General features: G+C 35.1%; 14 protein-coding genes and 2 pseudogenes. 13 read left to right on the top strand and 3 right to left on the bottom strand.

Annotation, left to right across the window (positions count from 1 at the left end):
• Positions 1-12: 12 nt before the first annotated feature.
• Genes GWJ05_RS09520 through GWJ05_RS09510 form a run of 3 tightly spaced genes read right to left on the bottom strand, consistent with a single transcriptional unit; the run spans position 13 to position 3,753 of the window.
• Positions 13-2,517 carry a fimbria/pilus outer membrane usher protein gene (locus tag GWJ05_RS09520; RefSeq protein WP_036939791.1) on the bottom strand — a complete coding sequence of 835 codons (2,505 nt, stop codon included), beginning with the start codon at positions 2,515-2,517 and terminating at the stop codon, positions 13-15.
• A 38-nt stretch (positions 2,518-2,555) separates the two neighbouring features.
• Positions 2,556-3,140: a fimbrial protein gene (locus tag GWJ05_RS09515; protein WP_052038572.1), complete on the bottom strand. Its 585-nt coding sequence runs from the start codon at positions 3,138-3,140 to the stop codon at positions 2,556-2,558.
• 58 nt (positions 3,141-3,198) lie between these two features.
• A complete protein-coding gene (locus GWJ05_RS09510) occupies positions 3,199-3,753 on the bottom strand; it encodes a fimbrial protein (RefSeq protein ID WP_087803827.1) in 555 nt (184 codons plus the stop codon).
• Positions 3,754-4,889: 1,136 nt separating this feature from the next.
• Here GWJ05_RS09510 and GWJ05_RS09505 point away from each other — a divergent pair.
• The 13 genes and pseudogenes from GWJ05_RS09505 to GWJ05_RS09445 form a co-directional block, all read left to right on the top strand.
• Entirely contained in the window at positions 4,890-5,147 is a 258-nt protein-coding gene (locus GWJ05_RS09505; RefSeq protein ID WP_087803828.1) for a YjhX family toxin, read from the top strand.
• Positions 5,148-5,157: 10 nt separating this feature from the next.
• The gene (locus GWJ05_RS09500) at positions 5,158-5,904 is read left to right on the top strand and encodes an SAM-dependent methyltransferase (protein ID WP_036939802.1); all 747 of its coding nucleotides are present in this window, start codon (positions 5,158-5,160) and stop codon (positions 5,902-5,904) included.
• 234 nt (positions 5,905-6,138) lie between these two features.
• Positions 6,139-7,270: pseudogene (locus tag GWJ05_RS09495) on the top strand (IS3 family transposase).
• 608 nt (positions 7,271-7,878) lie between these two features.
• Entirely contained in the window at positions 7,879-8,397 is a 519-nt protein-coding gene (locus tag GWJ05_RS09490) for an Hcp family type VI secretion system effector (protein ID WP_036939804.1), read from the top strand.
• Between the two features lie 101 nt (positions 8,398-8,498).
• Positions 8,499-10,667 (top strand): type VI secretion system Vgr family protein, encoded by a 2,169-nt coding sequence (locus tag GWJ05_RS09485; protein WP_161681390.1) that lies wholly within the window; start codon positions 8,499-8,501, stop codon positions 10,665-10,667.
• Positions 10,668-10,669: 2 nt separating this feature from the next.
• Positions 10,670-11,203, top strand: coding sequence for a DUF6484 domain-containing protein (locus GWJ05_RS09480; RefSeq protein ID WP_161681382.1), 534 nt, complete (start codon positions 10,670-10,672; stop codon positions 11,201-11,203).
• A gap of 10 nt (positions 11,204-11,213) precedes the next feature.
• The gene (locus GWJ05_RS09475; protein ID WP_161681381.1) at positions 11,214-12,266 is read left to right on the top strand and encodes a DUF2169 family type VI secretion system accessory protein; all 1,053 of its coding nucleotides are present in this window, start codon (positions 11,214-11,216) and stop codon (positions 12,264-12,266) included.
• 5 nt (positions 12,267-12,271) lie between these two features.
• On the top strand, positions 12,272-13,297 hold the full coding sequence (locus GWJ05_RS09470; protein WP_161681380.1) for a 3-oxoacyl-ACP synthase: 1,026 nt from the start codon (positions 12,272-12,274) through the stop codon (positions 13,295-13,297).
• Complete coding sequence (locus GWJ05_RS09465; protein WP_161681379.1) at positions 13,298-14,854, top strand: PAAR-like domain-containing protein; 1,557 nt, start codon at positions 13,298-13,300, stop codon at positions 14,852-14,854.
• Between the two features lie 5 nt (positions 14,855-14,859).
• A complete protein-coding gene (locus GWJ05_RS09460) occupies positions 14,860-15,822 on the top strand; it encodes a hypothetical protein (protein WP_161681378.1) in 963 nt (320 codons plus the stop codon).
• A gap of 24 nt (positions 15,823-15,846) precedes the next feature.
• A complete protein-coding gene (locus GWJ05_RS09455) occupies positions 15,847-17,106 on the top strand; it encodes a hypothetical protein (RefSeq protein WP_141124221.1) in 1,260 nt (419 codons plus the stop codon).
• A gap of 2 nt (positions 17,107-17,108) precedes the next feature.
• Positions 17,109-17,486 carry a thioredoxin family protein gene (locus GWJ05_RS09450; RefSeq protein ID WP_141124220.1) on the top strand — a complete coding sequence of 126 codons (378 nt, stop codon included), beginning with the start codon at positions 17,109-17,111 and terminating at the stop codon, positions 17,484-17,486.
• A 265-nt stretch (positions 17,487-17,751) separates the two neighbouring features.
• A pseudogene (locus GWJ05_RS09445) lies at positions 17,752-18,803 on the top strand (RHS repeat protein); the annotation flags it as partial.

Genomic DNA, 18,803 nt, shown 5'->3' with positions numbered 1-18,803 from the left:
ACCTTATTAGCATTACTTACATGGCATTAATAGCATTTGAGTTTTAGGATCAATAGTTTCAGGTATATTAATGGCGCAACGCTTTTCATTTCCCCAGAAGACACCCAATTCTTCATTTTCAGCGACACCAACTACCCAAGCGATACCTTCATCTCCGACAATACCTAACTCCACATTATCTTTATTACGAATACTTGCTCCAAATGGTGGGTGTTTACCATCACTCATATTGACTGTGGCAAATAATTTATAACCTTTAATTACTTTCATTTGACGATACCCAATTGCCCCTCTTGTTAAGGTGACATCGGTCATCGTATCAATGGCATCATAATTATCAGGTAATGCACTTACATCAATCGCAGCTGATGAACTACGGAAACTGGTCACACTTGGTATAACCGCTAACCCAAATGTATTTGTTTTTACTGATTCACCTTCAATCGGCACATCTGATATCCCTGGTGTTTCAATAATTAAGCGAGTATCACCATAAGCCGGTTGATGAAGAACCAAACCATGAGATGTTCCTGTTACCCCCCCTGAAACTGTCCCGCTTAAACTCTTATACTGACTAGGCACATAACTTGCGCTTGCCGCTAGGTTTGCCAGGCTCATATCTTTACTGACATAACCACTAAATGAAGACTCTGAATCAACGTCTTTTCCGTGTGTTAAGCCTGCATTCATGCTGTAACTCAAACCTTCATCATATCCACTGTAGCCCACATTGTGGCTATAACGACCTTTCCCATCTGTTTTTGTATATTGTTCAGAGAAAGTAAGGTTTCCACCTTGATCAAAAGGTACTGACATATATAAACTCAACGTGTCATCATTCACTCCTTCACGCTGAGATCGGAAAGCAGACAATGTTAAGTTAATATCGCGAATTTTTACTTTAGATAAAGAGAATCGCGTATTGGCATAAATACCATATTGAGTCTGAGAACGGCTATTCCAGAAAGTATTGTGTTGATAATTAAGTGATAATGAGAAATTATCAAAATATTTATTTAAATAAATCTGATAACTTTCTTTTGGAGAATAAGCATCCTGCCCAGTTCTTCGTTCTTCCATGGTTTGACTTAAAGTACGATAGTCTTCATCCGTAAAACGATAACCTGCGAAGGTAATATTGGTTTTTACTTCATCAAATGATTTCGAGTAGTTCACACGATATGAACGACCTTGTTTATCACGCTCTGATAATTTGGCAAATGATTGGTTGATATCAAAAGAGAGAGCACCAAACATGGAAAGGTCACGCCCCACACCAATAGCAACTGATTGGTAGTGTTGAGATAATTGGCTACCACCATATAAGCTCCATGCATTACTCACACCATAGGAAATTTCACCGCCAATTGCGCTATCACCCGTTAATCGGTGATCTGCATAACGTGTTTTACCCCCCACTAATTTATAACGAATTTGTCCTGGGCGAGTTAAATAAGGCAATGTTGCGGTAGAAATAGTAAACTTACGTTCTTCACCATTATCTTCACGAATAGTGACATCTAATTGCCCTTGAATAGAACTATCCAAAGTCTGAATTCTAAATGGCCCTGGTGGTACAGTTGTTTCTAAAATAATACGATCTTGGCTTTTAACAATAATGGTTGCATTGGTTTTTGCCACTCCGACAATTTCCGGAGCATAACCCACCAATTTAGGTGGAAGCATACGATCATCACTTTCTAATGTAATACCGGTATATTGCCAAGCATCAAATAATTGGGAATAAAAATAATTTTCCCCAATAGTTAATGTTGCAGCCAGCGCTTTAATAGAACGATATGCATAGAAACGATTAAAATCAAAATTATGTGATTCATGATTATCACCGCTATTTCCGCCGTTTTCTTTCTGGTAACTCATACTGTAGTCACTACGAAAACGCCAAACCCCCATGTTAAAGCCACTAGTGCCATTCATCGATGTATAAACAGATTTAGATCCTGAATTATATTTAGCTCCGCTAAGTGATAACGTATAATCAATGAATGCACCTACAATCCCCTCTTCCCAACGTGAAGGAGGTACCCATGAAGGATCAGAATATTGCAACCACGTTTGTGGAACCGTTAATTTAAGCGCAAGTGAAGGCAAATCAAACGTTAAATTTGTCCCTGTTAAAGGAGATAAATCTAAACACTGACCATCATGGTGTGTTAAAACTTTCTTTTCAGCTTCTTCTGTTAATCCCAATTTATCAAGGTTATTACTAGGCACACAGACTGTATTAAATATATTTTCTGAAGATGCTGTTTTTTCAACTGGGTAAACGGAAATTTTTTGACTAGGACCGATCCTTTCACCATTACTAAAAATAGTAAGATGATAATCTCCAGGCATAATATAACCAGCACTGTTAAATTGGCTAATATCAATATTTGCAGCATCAGAAGCATCAAGAATATCTGTATTAAATTCGACAGAATAAGCATAGAAACACGGTGACATTGTCAGTAAAAAAACTACTTTTGCCATATTTTTTGAAATTAGCATATTCATTCACCGTGATAATGTGATCAAAAAAAATAAATTATTATCTATTTATAATCGATTGAAAAATACACAAATGCAGAGTGTTTTCCCACTTCTACTATTTTATTAGTAAAAGCAAGTTCAATTTGATAATTTAATATAGGTTCTCTTTTTGCATCTTTAGCATGATATATAAGATGATCGATATAATAAGGCTTATTAGGAGAAATAACATTTTCATCTTCATCTAAAATATAAAATCCTAATCCGTTAGAACTTCCAGACATCGAAAATAGAGCATCATTATTTGCTTCTAATCCATTAAATTGAATATTTAATACTTTCTTATCTATATCACTATATTGGCTAACACAACTCGATAATCTTATATAAAACTTCTTTCTTAAATTTTCTCTCTTTATCTTATTATCAATGGAAGATAATGATATATCTCCAAATTGGATATATTGGTAACGATCTTCCATTTCAATAGAGCAAGGGGATGCTATAATTGACCCAACTAATGATGCATTACCTTTGAAGACTTTTGGTTTGATGCCATCAAAAGCAAAAGAGACTGATGATACAAAAAATAGTACTCCCATCATATTTAAAATAGTCAGATACTTATTTTTATTAAATTTCATCATCTCATTACCATTATTTAAATATGTATAGGGGAAGATCCCCTATACATATATTGATGCATTATTCGTATGAAATACGGAAGTCAGCGATAGCAGAGAATTCGCCTTCTTTAACTTCTTTAGATGCATCAACTGCTTTAGCTAAAGCAGTAAACTCAAGTACGTTAGTACCTTGTTTATTACGCATTTTAGTCAAGATATCAGTAGCTTCGCCAAATTTGTAAGAGTCGATCGCGATACCAACGTTGTTAGCTTTAGTTCTGTCAGTTGCTAACAGAGTATTAGTTGCATCTGCATATGAGCGTCCATCAAATTGGATTTTCATTGTTTTAACAGGCAACCAATCACCATTTTCGTCTTTTTTGAATTTGTCGAAATTACATTGTTCTAATTTAATAGTGAATGCTCTTTCTCTTTCATTACCTTGTTCTAAGAACACACGAGAAATCTCACCAAATTTAACGGTTTGATTTAAACTTTCGTCAGCAATATTACATGGCGAATCAACAACAGAACCAACGAAGTTAACGACGCCATTATTATCAGCAATAGAACCGAAAGATGCTAAAGATAATGCCACTGCAGCGCCAACGATGCTTAATTTCTTAAATGTCATTATGTATACCTCAAAAGTAAGTTAATATCTGACTATCGTCATTTTTTTTAAAATAGTAGAGCTTATCCTAATTAAATTAAGATATTTAAAACGTTTAACCCAAGAACCTAGCTATTATTAATGGAGTAATTAATTTTTATTTTTTAATTACCCACCAAATTTTGTTACGCACATACTATAACTTGAAATATTTCTTTTCAATTTGTAAAAAACTTAGGGATAAATAAAAAATAGTAATGATTTAAGAAAAAATAGAGGATTAAAAAATTTAACACTATCAAAAAAAGATCTATAAGAAGCGAAATAAACCAAAAACCGAATTAAGACAATCCGCATTAGATTGGAATATTATTTTATCAATACTCGCATTATGATTAAAAATAGAATTATAAACCATAAATTAAGATTATTCTTGTCCTTTGATATTCAATAATAAACAGCAAAGTTACACGTAAAATACGTAAAATACGTAAAATAAACACCTATTTAATTTTATAAACAAAATAATAACAAACAAAATAACGAATAATTGCAAATCAAAAATAACGTTCAATATGAAAAAACGAGATAATCGCTAAAATCAAAAAATAAAATTCACTATTAAGTCTTTATTTATCTATCAAAATTAGAATATCAATATAATTTTATTTTCACACATATAAAAACAAGCACTTTTACGTAATTATTAATAGTTTCTTTTTTAGATAATCACTCAATCGATGTCAAATAAATGTAATAAAAAAATAATATTTAAATTAAATTGATATGTCATAAAAATAATAATACAAGAACACAATAATGCTTTACTTTCAGTCAGTGACTAAGCATATTAGGACTCTATCGCATCTCCTTCACAAAAAATCGTAAAATGAGATCTGTTTAATGTGGATTGAATTTATTCATCAAGATCACATTTTTCATTCTTAGATATTCACTTAGAAAAATCAGGTGTTATTATTTGTTTTGTTAATACCTTTCAACTCAATCTGAGGCTTTGATGCTGGAAAATGTAATCATCTGATAATCAGCGTCCCGACCTTTTCAGGCCGGACTGGTTATCAATGCACAGAAATCGAATGCAAACACCACTGTGTGTTTGTAGGTTTTGTACATGATGATTAAACAGGTTTTCCCGTATGAATTTATCCCGTCAAGAACAGCGAACCTTACACGTTCTCGCCAAAGGTGGACATATTATTTACGTTCGTAATACCTCTGGCCACATCACCGCAGTTGAATGCTACAGCCACGAAGGTCTATTACTTAGCAACTGTACACTCGCCGTATTCAAAAAACTCAAGGCTAAAAAGTTGATCAAATCCATTAATGGTCAACCCTATCGCATTAATACTATCGGACTGAAAAACGTTCGCGCCCAATTAGATAACCGTTAAGGAAAGGATGATGGATATCCCACGTATTTTTACTATTAGCGAAAGTGAACATCGTATTCATAACCCATTCACACCTGAAAAATACGACACACTAGGTCGCGTGTTACGCATGAAGCCAGACTCACATATTCTTGATCTCGGCAGTGGCTCTGGAGAAATGCTCTGTACCTGGGCGCGTGATTACGGCATTACGGGTACTGGCATCGATATGAGCCCGCTTTTTACTACACAAGCAAAGCTACGCGCCAAAGAACTTGGCGTTAATAAACAAGTTCATTTTATTCATAATGATGCAGCAGGTTACGTCATGAGCGAAAAGTGTGATGTAGCGGCTTGCATCGGTGCGACATGGATTGCAGGCGGATTTGCCGGGACGATTGAACTACTGGCTCAGAGCCTTAAACCAGGCGGGCTCTTACTCATCGGCGAACCCTATTGGCGTCAGCTACCCGTATCAGACGAGATAGCTCAGTCCTGTGGTGTCAGCTCGCTGGCTGATTTTCTTACGCTTCCTAGACTTATCAGCGCATTCGATGAACTCGGCTACGATATAGTAGAAATGGTACTGGCAGATCAGGAAGGTTGGGATAGGTATGAAGCTGCGAAATGGCTGACTATGCGCCATTGGTTAGAGGAAAACCCCGATGATGACTTTGCACTAGAAATTCGACAGGAATTGACTATTGCCCCTAAACGCCACGTAACTTATACGCGAGAATACATTGGCTGGGGAGTTTTTGCACTCATGTCCAGATAAATTGAGCTAGGCGATATAGTTAAATAACTATATCGCTTTTTATTTATAAAAGTTTCTTCTGTACGAATAATATTTGACTTAAGTTAAATAGTGAATAGAGATAGATAACTATAAGATATTTTTACATAGAACAGGATGAGGCTGTATTATTAGAGCTCGTTTAATTGCAACGATCTGCTTTAATCAAACAGGACACTTTAATAATGGAATATAATCCAATTGTTGAGGTGTTAAATGAAAAAACGAACAAATAGATTTTATACCACGGAGTTTAAGCAAGAGGCGGTCGCATTAGTCACCGAGCAAGGTTATAGCGTGTCAAAAGCGGCAGCGTCTTTAAGGATCACCGATAAATTACTTTATAACTGGAAAGCAAAATTCGACGCTGAGCAATCCAGTAGCAGCTTGAATTCAGATGAGAGAGATGAGCTATTAAGGCTGCGAAAGGAAAATAAAGAACTTAGGATGGAGAAAGAGATCCTAAAAAAAGCCAGCGCCCTCCTGCTAAAGAAAACCAAGTAGCGTTTAAAACGATTAAGCAATTATCTTCACAGTTTCCCGTGCTGAAGCTCTGCAAGTTAATGAAAACAAGCCGTTCTGCCTATTACGCTTGGCTCAAACATCCTGCAAAACTGATCACCGCAAAACAACTTAGCCTGTACCGCAGAGCTAAAGTTATCTTTGAACAGAGTCACAATAGCTTAGGTTATAGAACGTTACGTAAACGGTTATGCAAAGAGGGCTTTAGTATGAGTGCATGGCTTAGCGTGGTCTAGTCGTCACTCAGCGTATCGCCTACAAAATCACCACAAAACGCAAACACAGTGATGCGGTAGCCGATAATTTGCTAAATCAAAATTTTAATCCTCATGCGCCTAACGAAGTTTGGGCGGGTGATGTGACTTATTCAAAAACAGGGGAAGGCTGGATGTATTTAGCCATCGTGATGGACTTATATTCTCGCCGTACTGTGGGTTGGCACATCGATAAACGAATGATGGCAGATTTAGTCAGTAAAGCCTTGATGAAAGCGTATAACTTACGCCAGCCCGAAAAAGGCTTAGTCTTTCATAGTGATAGGGGATCACAATATACGAGTAAGCGCTATCGTCACTTACTAACAAGTTATGGTATTCGAGCAAGTATGGGCGATGTCGGAGCCTGTTGGAATAACGCCGTTGTTGAACGTTTTTTGGGTAGCTTAAAGCACGATTGGGTACTAAAAATCCCACAGCTGACTCGGAAACAGATGAAAGAAGATGTTACCGCGTATATGCGCTATTACAACCAAGAAAGGCTTCATACTGCCAACGGTGATCTGCCACCCATTGAGTATGAACAAAATTCCTTAAGAAAAGTGTCCTGATTTACTTGTGCAGAACATGTCATCCATTAAAACGTTCTACATACATGAGAGATTCATTTTTATGAGTCTCTCATGATTATATTTGAAACAAAAAGGTATTGAATATCCCTCTAATAAAAATTAGAGATCATTATTGATATTATTCACTGCAAATCTAACAATAGGAGATACTCATTTTTCGTGTACCTTTATAAAAATACTGTTAATTAATAAAAACAGGTAATTTGACTTAATTTTTCCTTACAAATCAACGCTGTTACAATTTGAAACAAAATACACATTTTGTTACATATTAAAAATCCATGTACATTAGAACGGACTGGCTTTAGCGAGATTTCGGACATTTACGAAAGTAAATTGTATAAGTAAATACACTTATTATAAGAAACGAAAGCAGTAAATATCCTGTGAACAATTATTTTACGCTAAGTCACTTATCCTACGAGGATACAACGCCCTTTCTCTCTCCCCCTTTCTTTACTTCCCTTCAAAATTACTTAAGCTACTCTTATCAAATCGCAGTGCGCACTGGCTGATTTTTATCGAAAGGACTTCAACAAAATGATTTTGTTGAGAAACGATTACTCTCTGTAAATTAAGGACTTGCCATGCCAACTCCATGCTATATCTCTATCGAAGGGAAAACCCAAGGTAACATCACTGCGGGTGCATTTACCGCAGAATCCGTCGGTAATATTTATGTTCAAGGCCACGAAGATGAAATGCTGGTGCAAGCATTCTCTCACGTAGTTACCGTGCCGACTGATCCACAATCGGGTCAACCTTCAGGTCAACGTGCCCATAAACCTTTCCGTTTTACGGTGGCATTAAATAAAGCGGTTCCTCTGCTGTATAACGCATTAGCCTCAGGCGAAATGTTGCCAAAAACGACCTTAAAATGGTATCGCACTTCGGTTGAAGGGAAACAAGAGCATTTCTTCACCACCACATTAACTGATGCGACTATCGTTAACATCGATTGCCAAATGCCACACTGCCAAGATCCGGCCAAATCTGACTTCACACAACTGATCGAAGTCTCCCTGTCTTACCGCAAAATTGACTGGGAACACACCGTTGCAGGCACATCTGGCTCTGACGACTGGCGCGCCCCTCTCGAAGGTTAATCCTTCTTTTCACCTACACACCAAGGTGTGTGGGTGTTTCTTTGTATTTTCTTAATGGATAAAACAAGCGGTAGCTTGCTCAGTGGATATTGGAGCGAATGATGTTTGCGAAAGATAAAAAAAATAATCCGACTTCTCAACTGGGTGGATTAAAAAAGAAGGCGCTCTATAAAGCGCAAGAATTAGCGATTGCTAAAGCAACATCGACACTTTCGGCCTCTACTCAGCAAGCGCTCGCTACAGCTCAAACGGCACAACAAGGGCTTTCTCAAGCCTCATCAATGGCCTCTCAAGCCTCATCGCTTATTCCCGGCGGCGGTTTTGCCGGTGGAATAAATAACGACGATGTACCGGGGCTTACCTTCTCTGAAGGATTGGCTAAAAATAAAGCCTATGCGCAACTGTTAGATTCGCTATTAGGCGCGGTATCGCCTTCTGGTTTGGTTTTCACCTGCCAAATTGCTGGCTTACCAGAAAGCACCTTTCAAGTCACTGAATTTAATTTAAACGAAGGGTTATCACGTTTATTTTCGCTGTCAATTAGTGCGGTCACCACCTTACCCTTTATCGATTTTCAATCGCTATTGGGTGTGGCGTCCTCATTAACTGTTAAGCGTAATGGCAAAGAAGTACGTACTGTACGCGGGATCTTAGCCGGTGCCGTACAAGGCAATACCGACGGTGTAAAAACGTGGTATCACTTCGATATTCGCCCTGAAATGTGGGTGATGACGCTAAATCAAGACAGCCGTATTTTTCAGCATAAAAAAGTGCCTGAGATTTTAAAAACGCTGTTAGAAGAAGCCCATATCAAAGCAGACAGCAAATTTTACCGTGATGATTTACACCAAAAACGCCCCTATACCACGCAAAAACGGGAATCTGCCTATGCATTTTGGTGTCGTTTAGCCTTTGAAGAAGGAATTAATTTTTGGTTTGAAGAGAACCAACTGTTTTATAGCGATGAACATATGGGCATGACGGCGGGCATTCACCTTACCTATAACCCGCAAGCTGAAAGCGATATTACAGATAGCACAGCGACCACATGGCAATACGGTGAATATCTCTGTGTGGATGAAACCATTCAAAAAGATAATAATTTTATTCGCCCTTCTTACCCATTAGCGCATCAAGCCAAACTAGAAAAAGGCGGTCAACATAGCGTGTTCGAAAGCTATGGACGCTTTCAAGAAGATGCACAAGGTGCCCCTTTAACTGCCATTCGTTTTGAACAACTGCGCAACGGCAGTCGTGTTGGACGTGCCAGCACCAACTGTTTTGCCTTAATGCCGGGCAAGATTTTCTCGCTGAGCAATCACCCTAGTTTAATGATGAATGATAACTGGCAAGTTATTCAAGTTTCGCATCATGGCGTGCAGCCGTTAGCGGATAACAGCGGTGGCGAAGGTACACAGCTTTCTAATAGCGTCGAATTTATTCCCGGCACACAAGAATGGCGACCACCGCATCATTACAAACCGACGGCGGATGGCGATGAAGTTGCCACGGTGGTAGGCCCTCCGGGTGAAGAAATTTACGTCAACGAAGTGGGTGCAGTAAAAGTCTATTTTCATTGGGATCGCTATGGCAAGCCCGATCACAGTGCCTCGTGCTGGGTGCGTGTGGCAATGGGTTGGAGTGGCAATGGCTATGGTTTTTCTGCTGTACCGCGTATCGGGCAAGAGGTGATTGTCTCTTATTTAAATGGCGATATTGATAGACCGATTATCACAGGGTGCACCTATAACGGTCGCAACGCCCCCCCACTGAAATTTCCTGAAAATATGACTCGCACGACGATCAAAACTAAAACTCATAAAGGCGATGGTTTTAACGAACTGCGCTTTGAAGATGCCGGTGGCAAGCAAGAGATTTTTATTCATGCACAGAAGGATATGAATACGGTGGTGCTCAACAATCGCACCACGCATGTATTAGCTGACCATTTAGAAATTATTCAAAAAAATCAAATGGTAAAAGTAAATTTAAATCAAAATGAAGAAATTGGTGAAAATAAAAAACTTTTTGTTAATGATGATTATCAGCAAAGAATTGGATCTAATAAAACATCAATAGTAAAAGAAAATATTCAATATATCGCAGGAAATTCATTTGAAGTTATATGCGGAAAATCATTATTTCGTATGGATAAGGAAGGATACATCCATATACAAGGAAAAGACGTTATTATCGAAACTTCTGGCGAGCAATATCTAAAAGCAGATGGAGATATCGCATTTAAAGCTAGAACTATTTTAGGAAATTGACAATGAAAAGATCATTTAAAGAAAACAATCAACTTATGAATAATGGCTCACTATTATTAAATGAAGCTATTGAAAATTCAGAATATCATTATTCTTTTGATAATATGAAAAAACTTCCAACTATAGAAACGGCAAAATTAGTTAATTATGAAAATGGAAATATTTTCATATCCTTCAATGAATGTGAAAAACCTATTCCAGCATTAAGTTTAGCTCCAGTATCAAACTCAGATATAGGAAAAATATGTGCAATTCAATTTATCAATGGAAATATTAAAAACCCACTTATCATAGGGTTAATACAACAAAAGATAACCACTAAAAACACAAAAGAAAAAGAGATTAATTTAAATAAAATGAATAAAGAATCAAATGGTAAGTTATATCTTAAAGCTGATAAAGAAATAATAATACAATGTGGAAAGTCTAGCTTAACAATGACTTCAGATGGATTCATTCAAATTAGAGCTCTTTATATTGATAATTATGCCACCTCAACAAATCGTATTAAAGGCGGTTCTGTTCAAATAAATTAAGGAGTTATTTATGGAGTTGATAAATAATGCAAAGCACACTATTGCAAAAGCAACTATCATGCTCGATAAAGCTGGATTTGAATATTTAATGGTTGTAATTAAAGCAACATATAATTTACCTAATAACTATTGTATTCCTCGCCCCATAATTCCACCTCAACCGTTATGTTATACTGATATCTATAATGCAGATGTTGGTACTTCCGTACCATTGTATGATAATGATTTTGTTTTAAGGAAACAAAAATGTGATGTAATATTTAATGCAAATGCATATTCTCCCCAAAAAAAACCAACTAACAATATTATTGTTTCAGCTAAAGTTGGCTCAATGTCCAAAAATATATCTGTTTTTGGTCAAAGAAAATGGGATAAAATAAACCAAAGTTATCAAGCAAAAGAAATAGAATTTTTCACAGTTGTTCCTTTACATTATGGTTTTTCATTTGGTGGACAATATAAATATCAAGATAAATTAATTTGTCATCCAAGTAATCCGTTAGGTATGGGTTATTTTATAGAGGAAAGCATTAATAACCAATCTCTAATGCAACAATTAGAACGACCTAACAACCTGATAAAAACGCCTGAGAGCAAAAATGAACCTATTGCATTCTCGGTATTACCTCGACAGTACGGATTAAGGGCAAAATATGCAGGGACATTTGATGAAAAATGGCGGCAAGAAATAGCTCCTTTTTTACCTGATGATTTTGATGAACGTTACTTTCAATCTGCACCTACAGATCAACAAATTCCGTTTCCTAAAGGAAAAGAAATTGTAACGCTAATAAATATGCATCCTAAACGACCAGAAATAAATTTTAATCTTCCAAGATTAAATAACATTCCCGTTCGAATATACAATAAAAATAACAATATAAATTTAATTAATCCTAATGTTGATACTTTATACTTTGAACCAAATAATGATTTTTTTTCTGTTGTATGGCGTTGCTGTTTTCCCATTCAGAGAATACATGATATTGAACAAATTCTTATAGGACCACTCCTTAACGCAGATTCAAAAAAGAATATAAATAACTCCACTTGTAAAAAATAAAAATCATGAATAAAGAAAAATATTTATCCATTATTTCAGCAGGGCTGTACACTCCAATTGGCACAGACCTACCATCGACAATTTCCGCAATACGAGCAGGACTTGATCATTTTAAAGAAACAGAATTTCGAGATAGGCTTTATGAATGTATAATTGGCTCACAATTATATGAGTGCTCTATATGGGGACCTGCCAGATTTATTAAAATGATAAATAATGTGATTAACGAATCGATTAAAAATACAAACATAGATAAAAAAGAAATTCAACTATGTCTAATTTTACCTGAAAACAATCGCCCAGGAATTTATGATCAATGGTTAGATATTATTTCAGAATCAATATTGCCTGATTTTCATAAAACATCAAAATCATTAAATAAAGGGAAAGCAGGTATTAGTGAAGCATTAGAACTTGTCAATAATACTCTACTTGAAAAAACTGCAAATGTAGCCTTAATCGTAGGATGTGATAGCTACTTTAACGCTGAAACAATTAACTATTACCTTAACAACAATAGGTTATTAAACTCTGAAAATAGTGATGGATTTATTCCTGGAGAAGGGGCTGGTGCAATCTTATTAAAGTTACTAGATTGCGATGAAAAATATATTTCGTTATTGAGTTTTAATACAGAAATAGAACATGCAAATATATTGCAAACGAGTTTACCTTTAAGATCAAAGGCGCTATCTAATACAATTAACAACACTTGTAAAAAATCAAAAATAAGACTAAGTGATACCAAGTTTGTTATAAGTAATGCTAGCGGTGAATCTTTTTACTTTAAGGAAATTTCATTAGCAATAACTCGAACTTTAAAGGAAAAAACCATTCATTATCCACATCTAATGATAGCAAAAAATATAGGTGAAACAGGTGCTGCTAGTAATATTATTATATTAGCAACATTATCAGCATGGATTAAACATCCTGAATTTTTAGGAAAAAGTGGTTTAATGATATCCTGCGCTGATAGTGGTGAAAGAACAACTATTATTTTGCAATATCAAACGAAGGGTAATGCTTAAATGAACACTTACGTATATTCTAATAATAAAGAAATTTGCTCAAAAGCATCAGATGGAGTGTCTATAGCCGCATTTCCAGATCCCTGCTGGTCCCCAGGCTTTACTGTAATACCTTACGCTAATACAGCTAAAGCTAATTCATTGTCTAATGGAACGACAACTGTATTTATTCAAAATAGTATCGTAGCGCAAGAAGATCATTCTTTCTTTTCCACAAGCACAGGAAATGAACCCGCAACAAATAATTTAGCAAAAGGAATAATAACTCAAGTTATTAAAGGTAAAGCTTATTTTCGTTCATGGTCACTAAATGTTAAATTTGAAGGTTATGGTGTTACTCGTCATCAAGATTTAATGACTCATAATCATGGTTCTTTTCCATCTAATACACCTACATTTCCTTATATTTCTCGCAGTGTTTTTGGGAAAATTAAAGGCTGTAAAAAAGAATATGACCAAATAGAAAAACATTGTGAACCCGAAAAAAATAATTCAGATGCTAAAAAAGAACTTAAAAAAGAAAGTAGGCTTCACAATGCATTAACCAAACTCAAAAAACCACAAAAAAAATATGGAAATAAAAAATGGCATTGGACAGATGACCATTGCATAGGATTAGATTATAACATTACATCAGGCTCTCAAGGGCAAAATTTTATTAATGAATATTCCGATGTCATCAACTCACTAAAAGAAGAGTTGAATTATATATATTTATTAAAAAATAAACTTACTAATATAGCTGAAAATGCAGCAAAAGAAGCATTAAGTAAAGTAGCTATCAAAGCGGTAGCAAAACAAACTATGGGTAGCGTTGTTCCTGGTTGGGGAAATGGGGCAATGGCTTTGTGGACATTAGGTGATGTTGTTTACTCTGGTTTTGAGGTTACTTCAATAAAATCTGCAGCAGAAGATGGATTAGCACAGGTAAAAATTCTATCTGAAAAATCAAATGACATAAAATCATTAATTGAAGATATTCGTGATTATGAAAAACTCACTCCGGAAGAACAAAAACAGAAAGGACAAAAAATAGCAGCAATGACACAAGATTTATTAGCAACATTAAATGCTTGTGTTCGTGCAAGAAAATGTAATTTAGTCCCTTTTTCCAGTAAAAATCGGTATACAAAAGTTGAATCAGCCAAAGGCTCTGGAGGTGGATGTTGCAAAGGCCAAGTAGGACATCATTTAATTTATCAAAATATGTTAGCAAATGCTGGGTGTACAAAGAAATATAATCCTAATACCTCCCCTACTGTTTGCGTAGAAGGAACTTCTTGGCATACAGGAAGTCATGAACGTATACATAAAGCTATGGATAATGAAATAGCTGAATTAGCTAATAATAATGACAGCAATACTGTAACTATCCAACAAATTATAGAGGCGGCAACAAAGTCTCATAAAAAAGCATTTCCACTATCTCATTGTTCTAACGATTGTATAAAAAAACAGTTAACAGAACATTATTTAGAAATATGTGCACAAGCAAAAGTCCCTCTTAATAATGTCAATGGGAAAATAATTAAACCAAGTATAGAACAAATAAGGTAAACGATATGGTATATGTAAAAAAAGATTATTGGGATAAAGAATTTAAAACTTGGCTAATCACAGGATGTGCAATTCGAGATAAAAATATCATTTATCTTTGTTTGCGAAAAGATATTCCTTATGAAGAGGCCTCTAAATTATGGGATAATGAGATCCCCTCAAAGTTAATATCAATTTATTTGGATACTCCAGAAACACCTATTGGTTCTACATATTTAGAAGGGTTTGACAGTCCTATAGTTGGTGTTAGTTTAAAGCCCAAAGCTCAAGGATTATTAGCCTCTAGAGGACATGATGGCGATGTTCTTTGCGTTGGTAGTGGAGCCAATTATCCACTAGAAAAAGTCACACCTAATATTTTTTCAGGTCTTACTAATATAAAATGTATTGATGAATATTCTTATCATGTGGGACTCGGAAGAAAAATATATAAACGTATAAATATTGGTCAATGGCATCTACTTGACAATGGCTTGCCTGATGGAAAAATGAACACCAATATGGGTTTTTCTGATTTAGATGGATTTTCTGAATTTGACATGTATGCAGTTGGTGGTGAAGGAGATGTCTGGCATTATACCAACGATAAATGGATTTCTTGTGGGTTTCCATCTAATGAACAATTAAGTGCAGTGCTCTGTGCCCCTGATGGTTACGTCTATATAGCAGGTGAAGGTGGAAACTTATGGCGAGGCCGAGAATTCCTCTGGGAGAAAGTTCATAGTGATAATTCAACTGTTTTGATTCATCAATTACGTTGGTTTGATAATAGATTATGGGCGTGTGACACCTATCGCTTACAATGTTGGAATGGTGAAAAAATGATTCGCCCTGAACATAATGGAAAAACTGTTATTTGCTCAGGTCATATAGATGTACGTGATAACATTCTAATAGTAGCCGACTTATATAATGTGAAATTATATGATGGTTTAACTTGGAAAAATATAGTTTCTCCAGACTTATAATAAAATCAATATACTAATAAAAATATGCCAAATAAAAATTCCATATCTACAATAAACCCTATTATTAGACAACATTCTAATAATGCTATATTTTATTATAAAATAATTAATGAAAGTCGTTTTTCTTTACTTATTAATAAATATAAATTAAATCATTTTAATGCTCTATTAAATGCGAATATTGACGGATTGTTATGCGCAAAAAAACAAGGTATTAAGGAGTCATTATCATCACTAAGACGATGGAAAGGATATGAAGAATCGTTTATCTATACAATTATATTTAATCGAAATTACGAAATTCAAAAAATTAATGATTTCTGGATAATGATAAAAGAATTAGGAATCAACACGTTGAAAGGTGCTGTTGATGCTCTTCCTTTTTTAGGAATAAAAAATCATGATGAGTTCTTGTGTTTAATAAGAGAATTAGATGAAATATCTTTTATTTATAGCTCATTAAAGTTAAATCAAATTCATGCTAAAAAAATAAAAAGTAATGATATAATTGATTATTTAAACCACTCATCAAAAGAAATAAAAATAGCATTATGCCATTATATAAAAAACACTAATTCTAAGTACCTCACCGATGAGTTATGGTATTTGTTCAATAATCAATGTGATTTAGAGGTAAAATATTCAGCACTAGATTCTTTATGTTGGATCTCTCATGAGCATGAAAGGATAAATATCGAATTAACAAAATTACTTTTCCTTTTTTTAGAAGGAAATAGTGCTAATGTTACAAAAATAGAACTTCATGATGAATATATTGAAAACATTATACGTTTAATAGCATATACCTCGAAAGATAATTCAAATATCAATTCAAACACATCAATTCCTGATTATTTAAAAATAATATTTTATTCTAACTCTGGTTTCTCTGATGGATTACCATATTTAATTGACTATTTAAACACTCCTTATTTATCAAAACTTGCATTTAAAGGCATTTGTTTAATAGGTGGAATAGATATCAATAATCCCAAATATACTAATTCAATAGTTAATACAGAAATCGAGCCACCAATAAATAATAGATTGATTTTTTTATCCTCAGGAGTTAACGAAGTAAATAAATCCACTATCGAAAAAAAAATAAAATCAATCAATCTAAAAGGACGATTATTAAAAGGTATGAACATCAATGAAAATAATTGTAAGGAAATTTTAAAAAATGGATATCAAATAGAAAGACACATCTCAAGTTGGTACTTATCTAACTTCATTGAAGATTTTGGATATAAAGATACATGCCATTTTAATAGGTATAATTAATTATGATTAACTACATTACTGAAGATTTCGACAATATTCGTTATCAAGTAGCAACAGATAAAAAATTAGTAATTAGTTTCTGTGCCTCTTGGTGCAATAACTGTGAAGCATGGAAAGACACATTTTCTCTTTTATCAGAAAATTTTACTGATAATTGTTTCGTTTGGGTTGATATAGATGAACATCCCGAATTAGTAAGTGAAATAGATCTTGATATTATTCCTGTTTTATTAATACAAAACAAAGATGACATACATTTCCTAGGTCCGATTAGACCTGGTTTAAATACTATCATTGATATTTTAAACTCAAATAAAGTAATGAATATAGAGTTCGATCCAGGAATAAGGGATTTTTTTATTTATAACAACATAGACTAACTATTTAAATAAAATCATGTTCGAGTTGTATTACTTTCATACTTGAACATGAGTTAGATAGTATAAACAATTCATATAAATTTTTATATATAGCAAAAAACAGATTAATATAAGATCGTCTAAATATGGAACCATTAGTCTACTTCATAGGAAAGGAAAATAAATCTTCTATTAGCATACCTAATTTTAAATATTAAGAAATAATAGATAATACTCTATATCTTATCACATATTGCTTCTTGAATAAGTTATTTTAAAATATATCTTGCGCTATCGCTATGGCCCCTTTGATTTATTACTCGCCACCATACGCCCTGATGGGACGGAAATTCGCTTTGAATATGATTCACTTACACGACTCAAAAACGTCATCAACGCTACTGGCGATGTCTATTCTTATGAGCGTGATAAAGCGGGTCAAATTATTCGTGAAGTGGATTTTGCTGGACGTGAAATTCAATATCGCTATGACCGCTTAGGGCGACGTATTGCGACTCGTTATCCTGATAATCATGAACTCCGTTATCATTATGATGAGACAGGATTAGTCACCGAACAAAGCATTTGGCTTGCTGATGATATTGAGCATAAATGCCTTTCTACAACCACGTATCAATACAATGAACGTTTGCAACTTATTCGTGCCACCAATCCTGATTCGGTGGTGGAATTTGAGTATAACGACCAAGGACATTTATGTTGCGAGCGTATTAATGGACAAGAGATTACGCATCAATGGGATGAGGAGCACGATATTCTCACCCAAACCCGCTTTGGTGAGCGTGAACTTAATTATGCCTTTGGTCAACTTCATGAACTGACTTCACTGCAAGTCAATCAACATGCGCCCTTGCAGTTTAGCTACAACGCATTAGGCCAAGAGTTTTTACGCCAAAGCCAAGCGGGTTTTGCCAACTCCAGCCATTACACCGCCACCGGATTATTGGCCCATCAACGTGCAGGACGGGGAACGGAGTCCTTTTTACAGTCATTACACGATAATCCGCTTCAACCACCGATGTCGACTGATGTTCATCGAGGTTATCAATACGATAAAGCCTTTAATCTGATCAATATTGATGATGCTCGCTGGAACCGCACACAATATCGCTATAACGCCAACGACCAAATTGTTGAAACCCAATACAGCAACCAGTTTGAATGCCAAAGCGAGAAGTTTCAGTACGATAACAATCTGAACATCACAGAGCATCAGTTTATTCCATCTGATGCGCAAGGTGCGTTTTTACAACTGGCGCAGCAGCAACAAAAAGGCCGTGTCACTCGCCGTATCACCGCCAAAGGTTATCAAGACTA

The organism is Proteus sp. G2626 (assembly GCF_009915985.1).
Classification (GTDB): Bacteria; Pseudomonadota; Gammaproteobacteria; order Enterobacterales; family Enterobacteriaceae; genus Proteus; species Proteus vulgaris.
The sequence above is the reverse complement of the archived record's forward strand: the minus strand, read 5'-3'. Positions and strand labels throughout refer to the sequence as shown.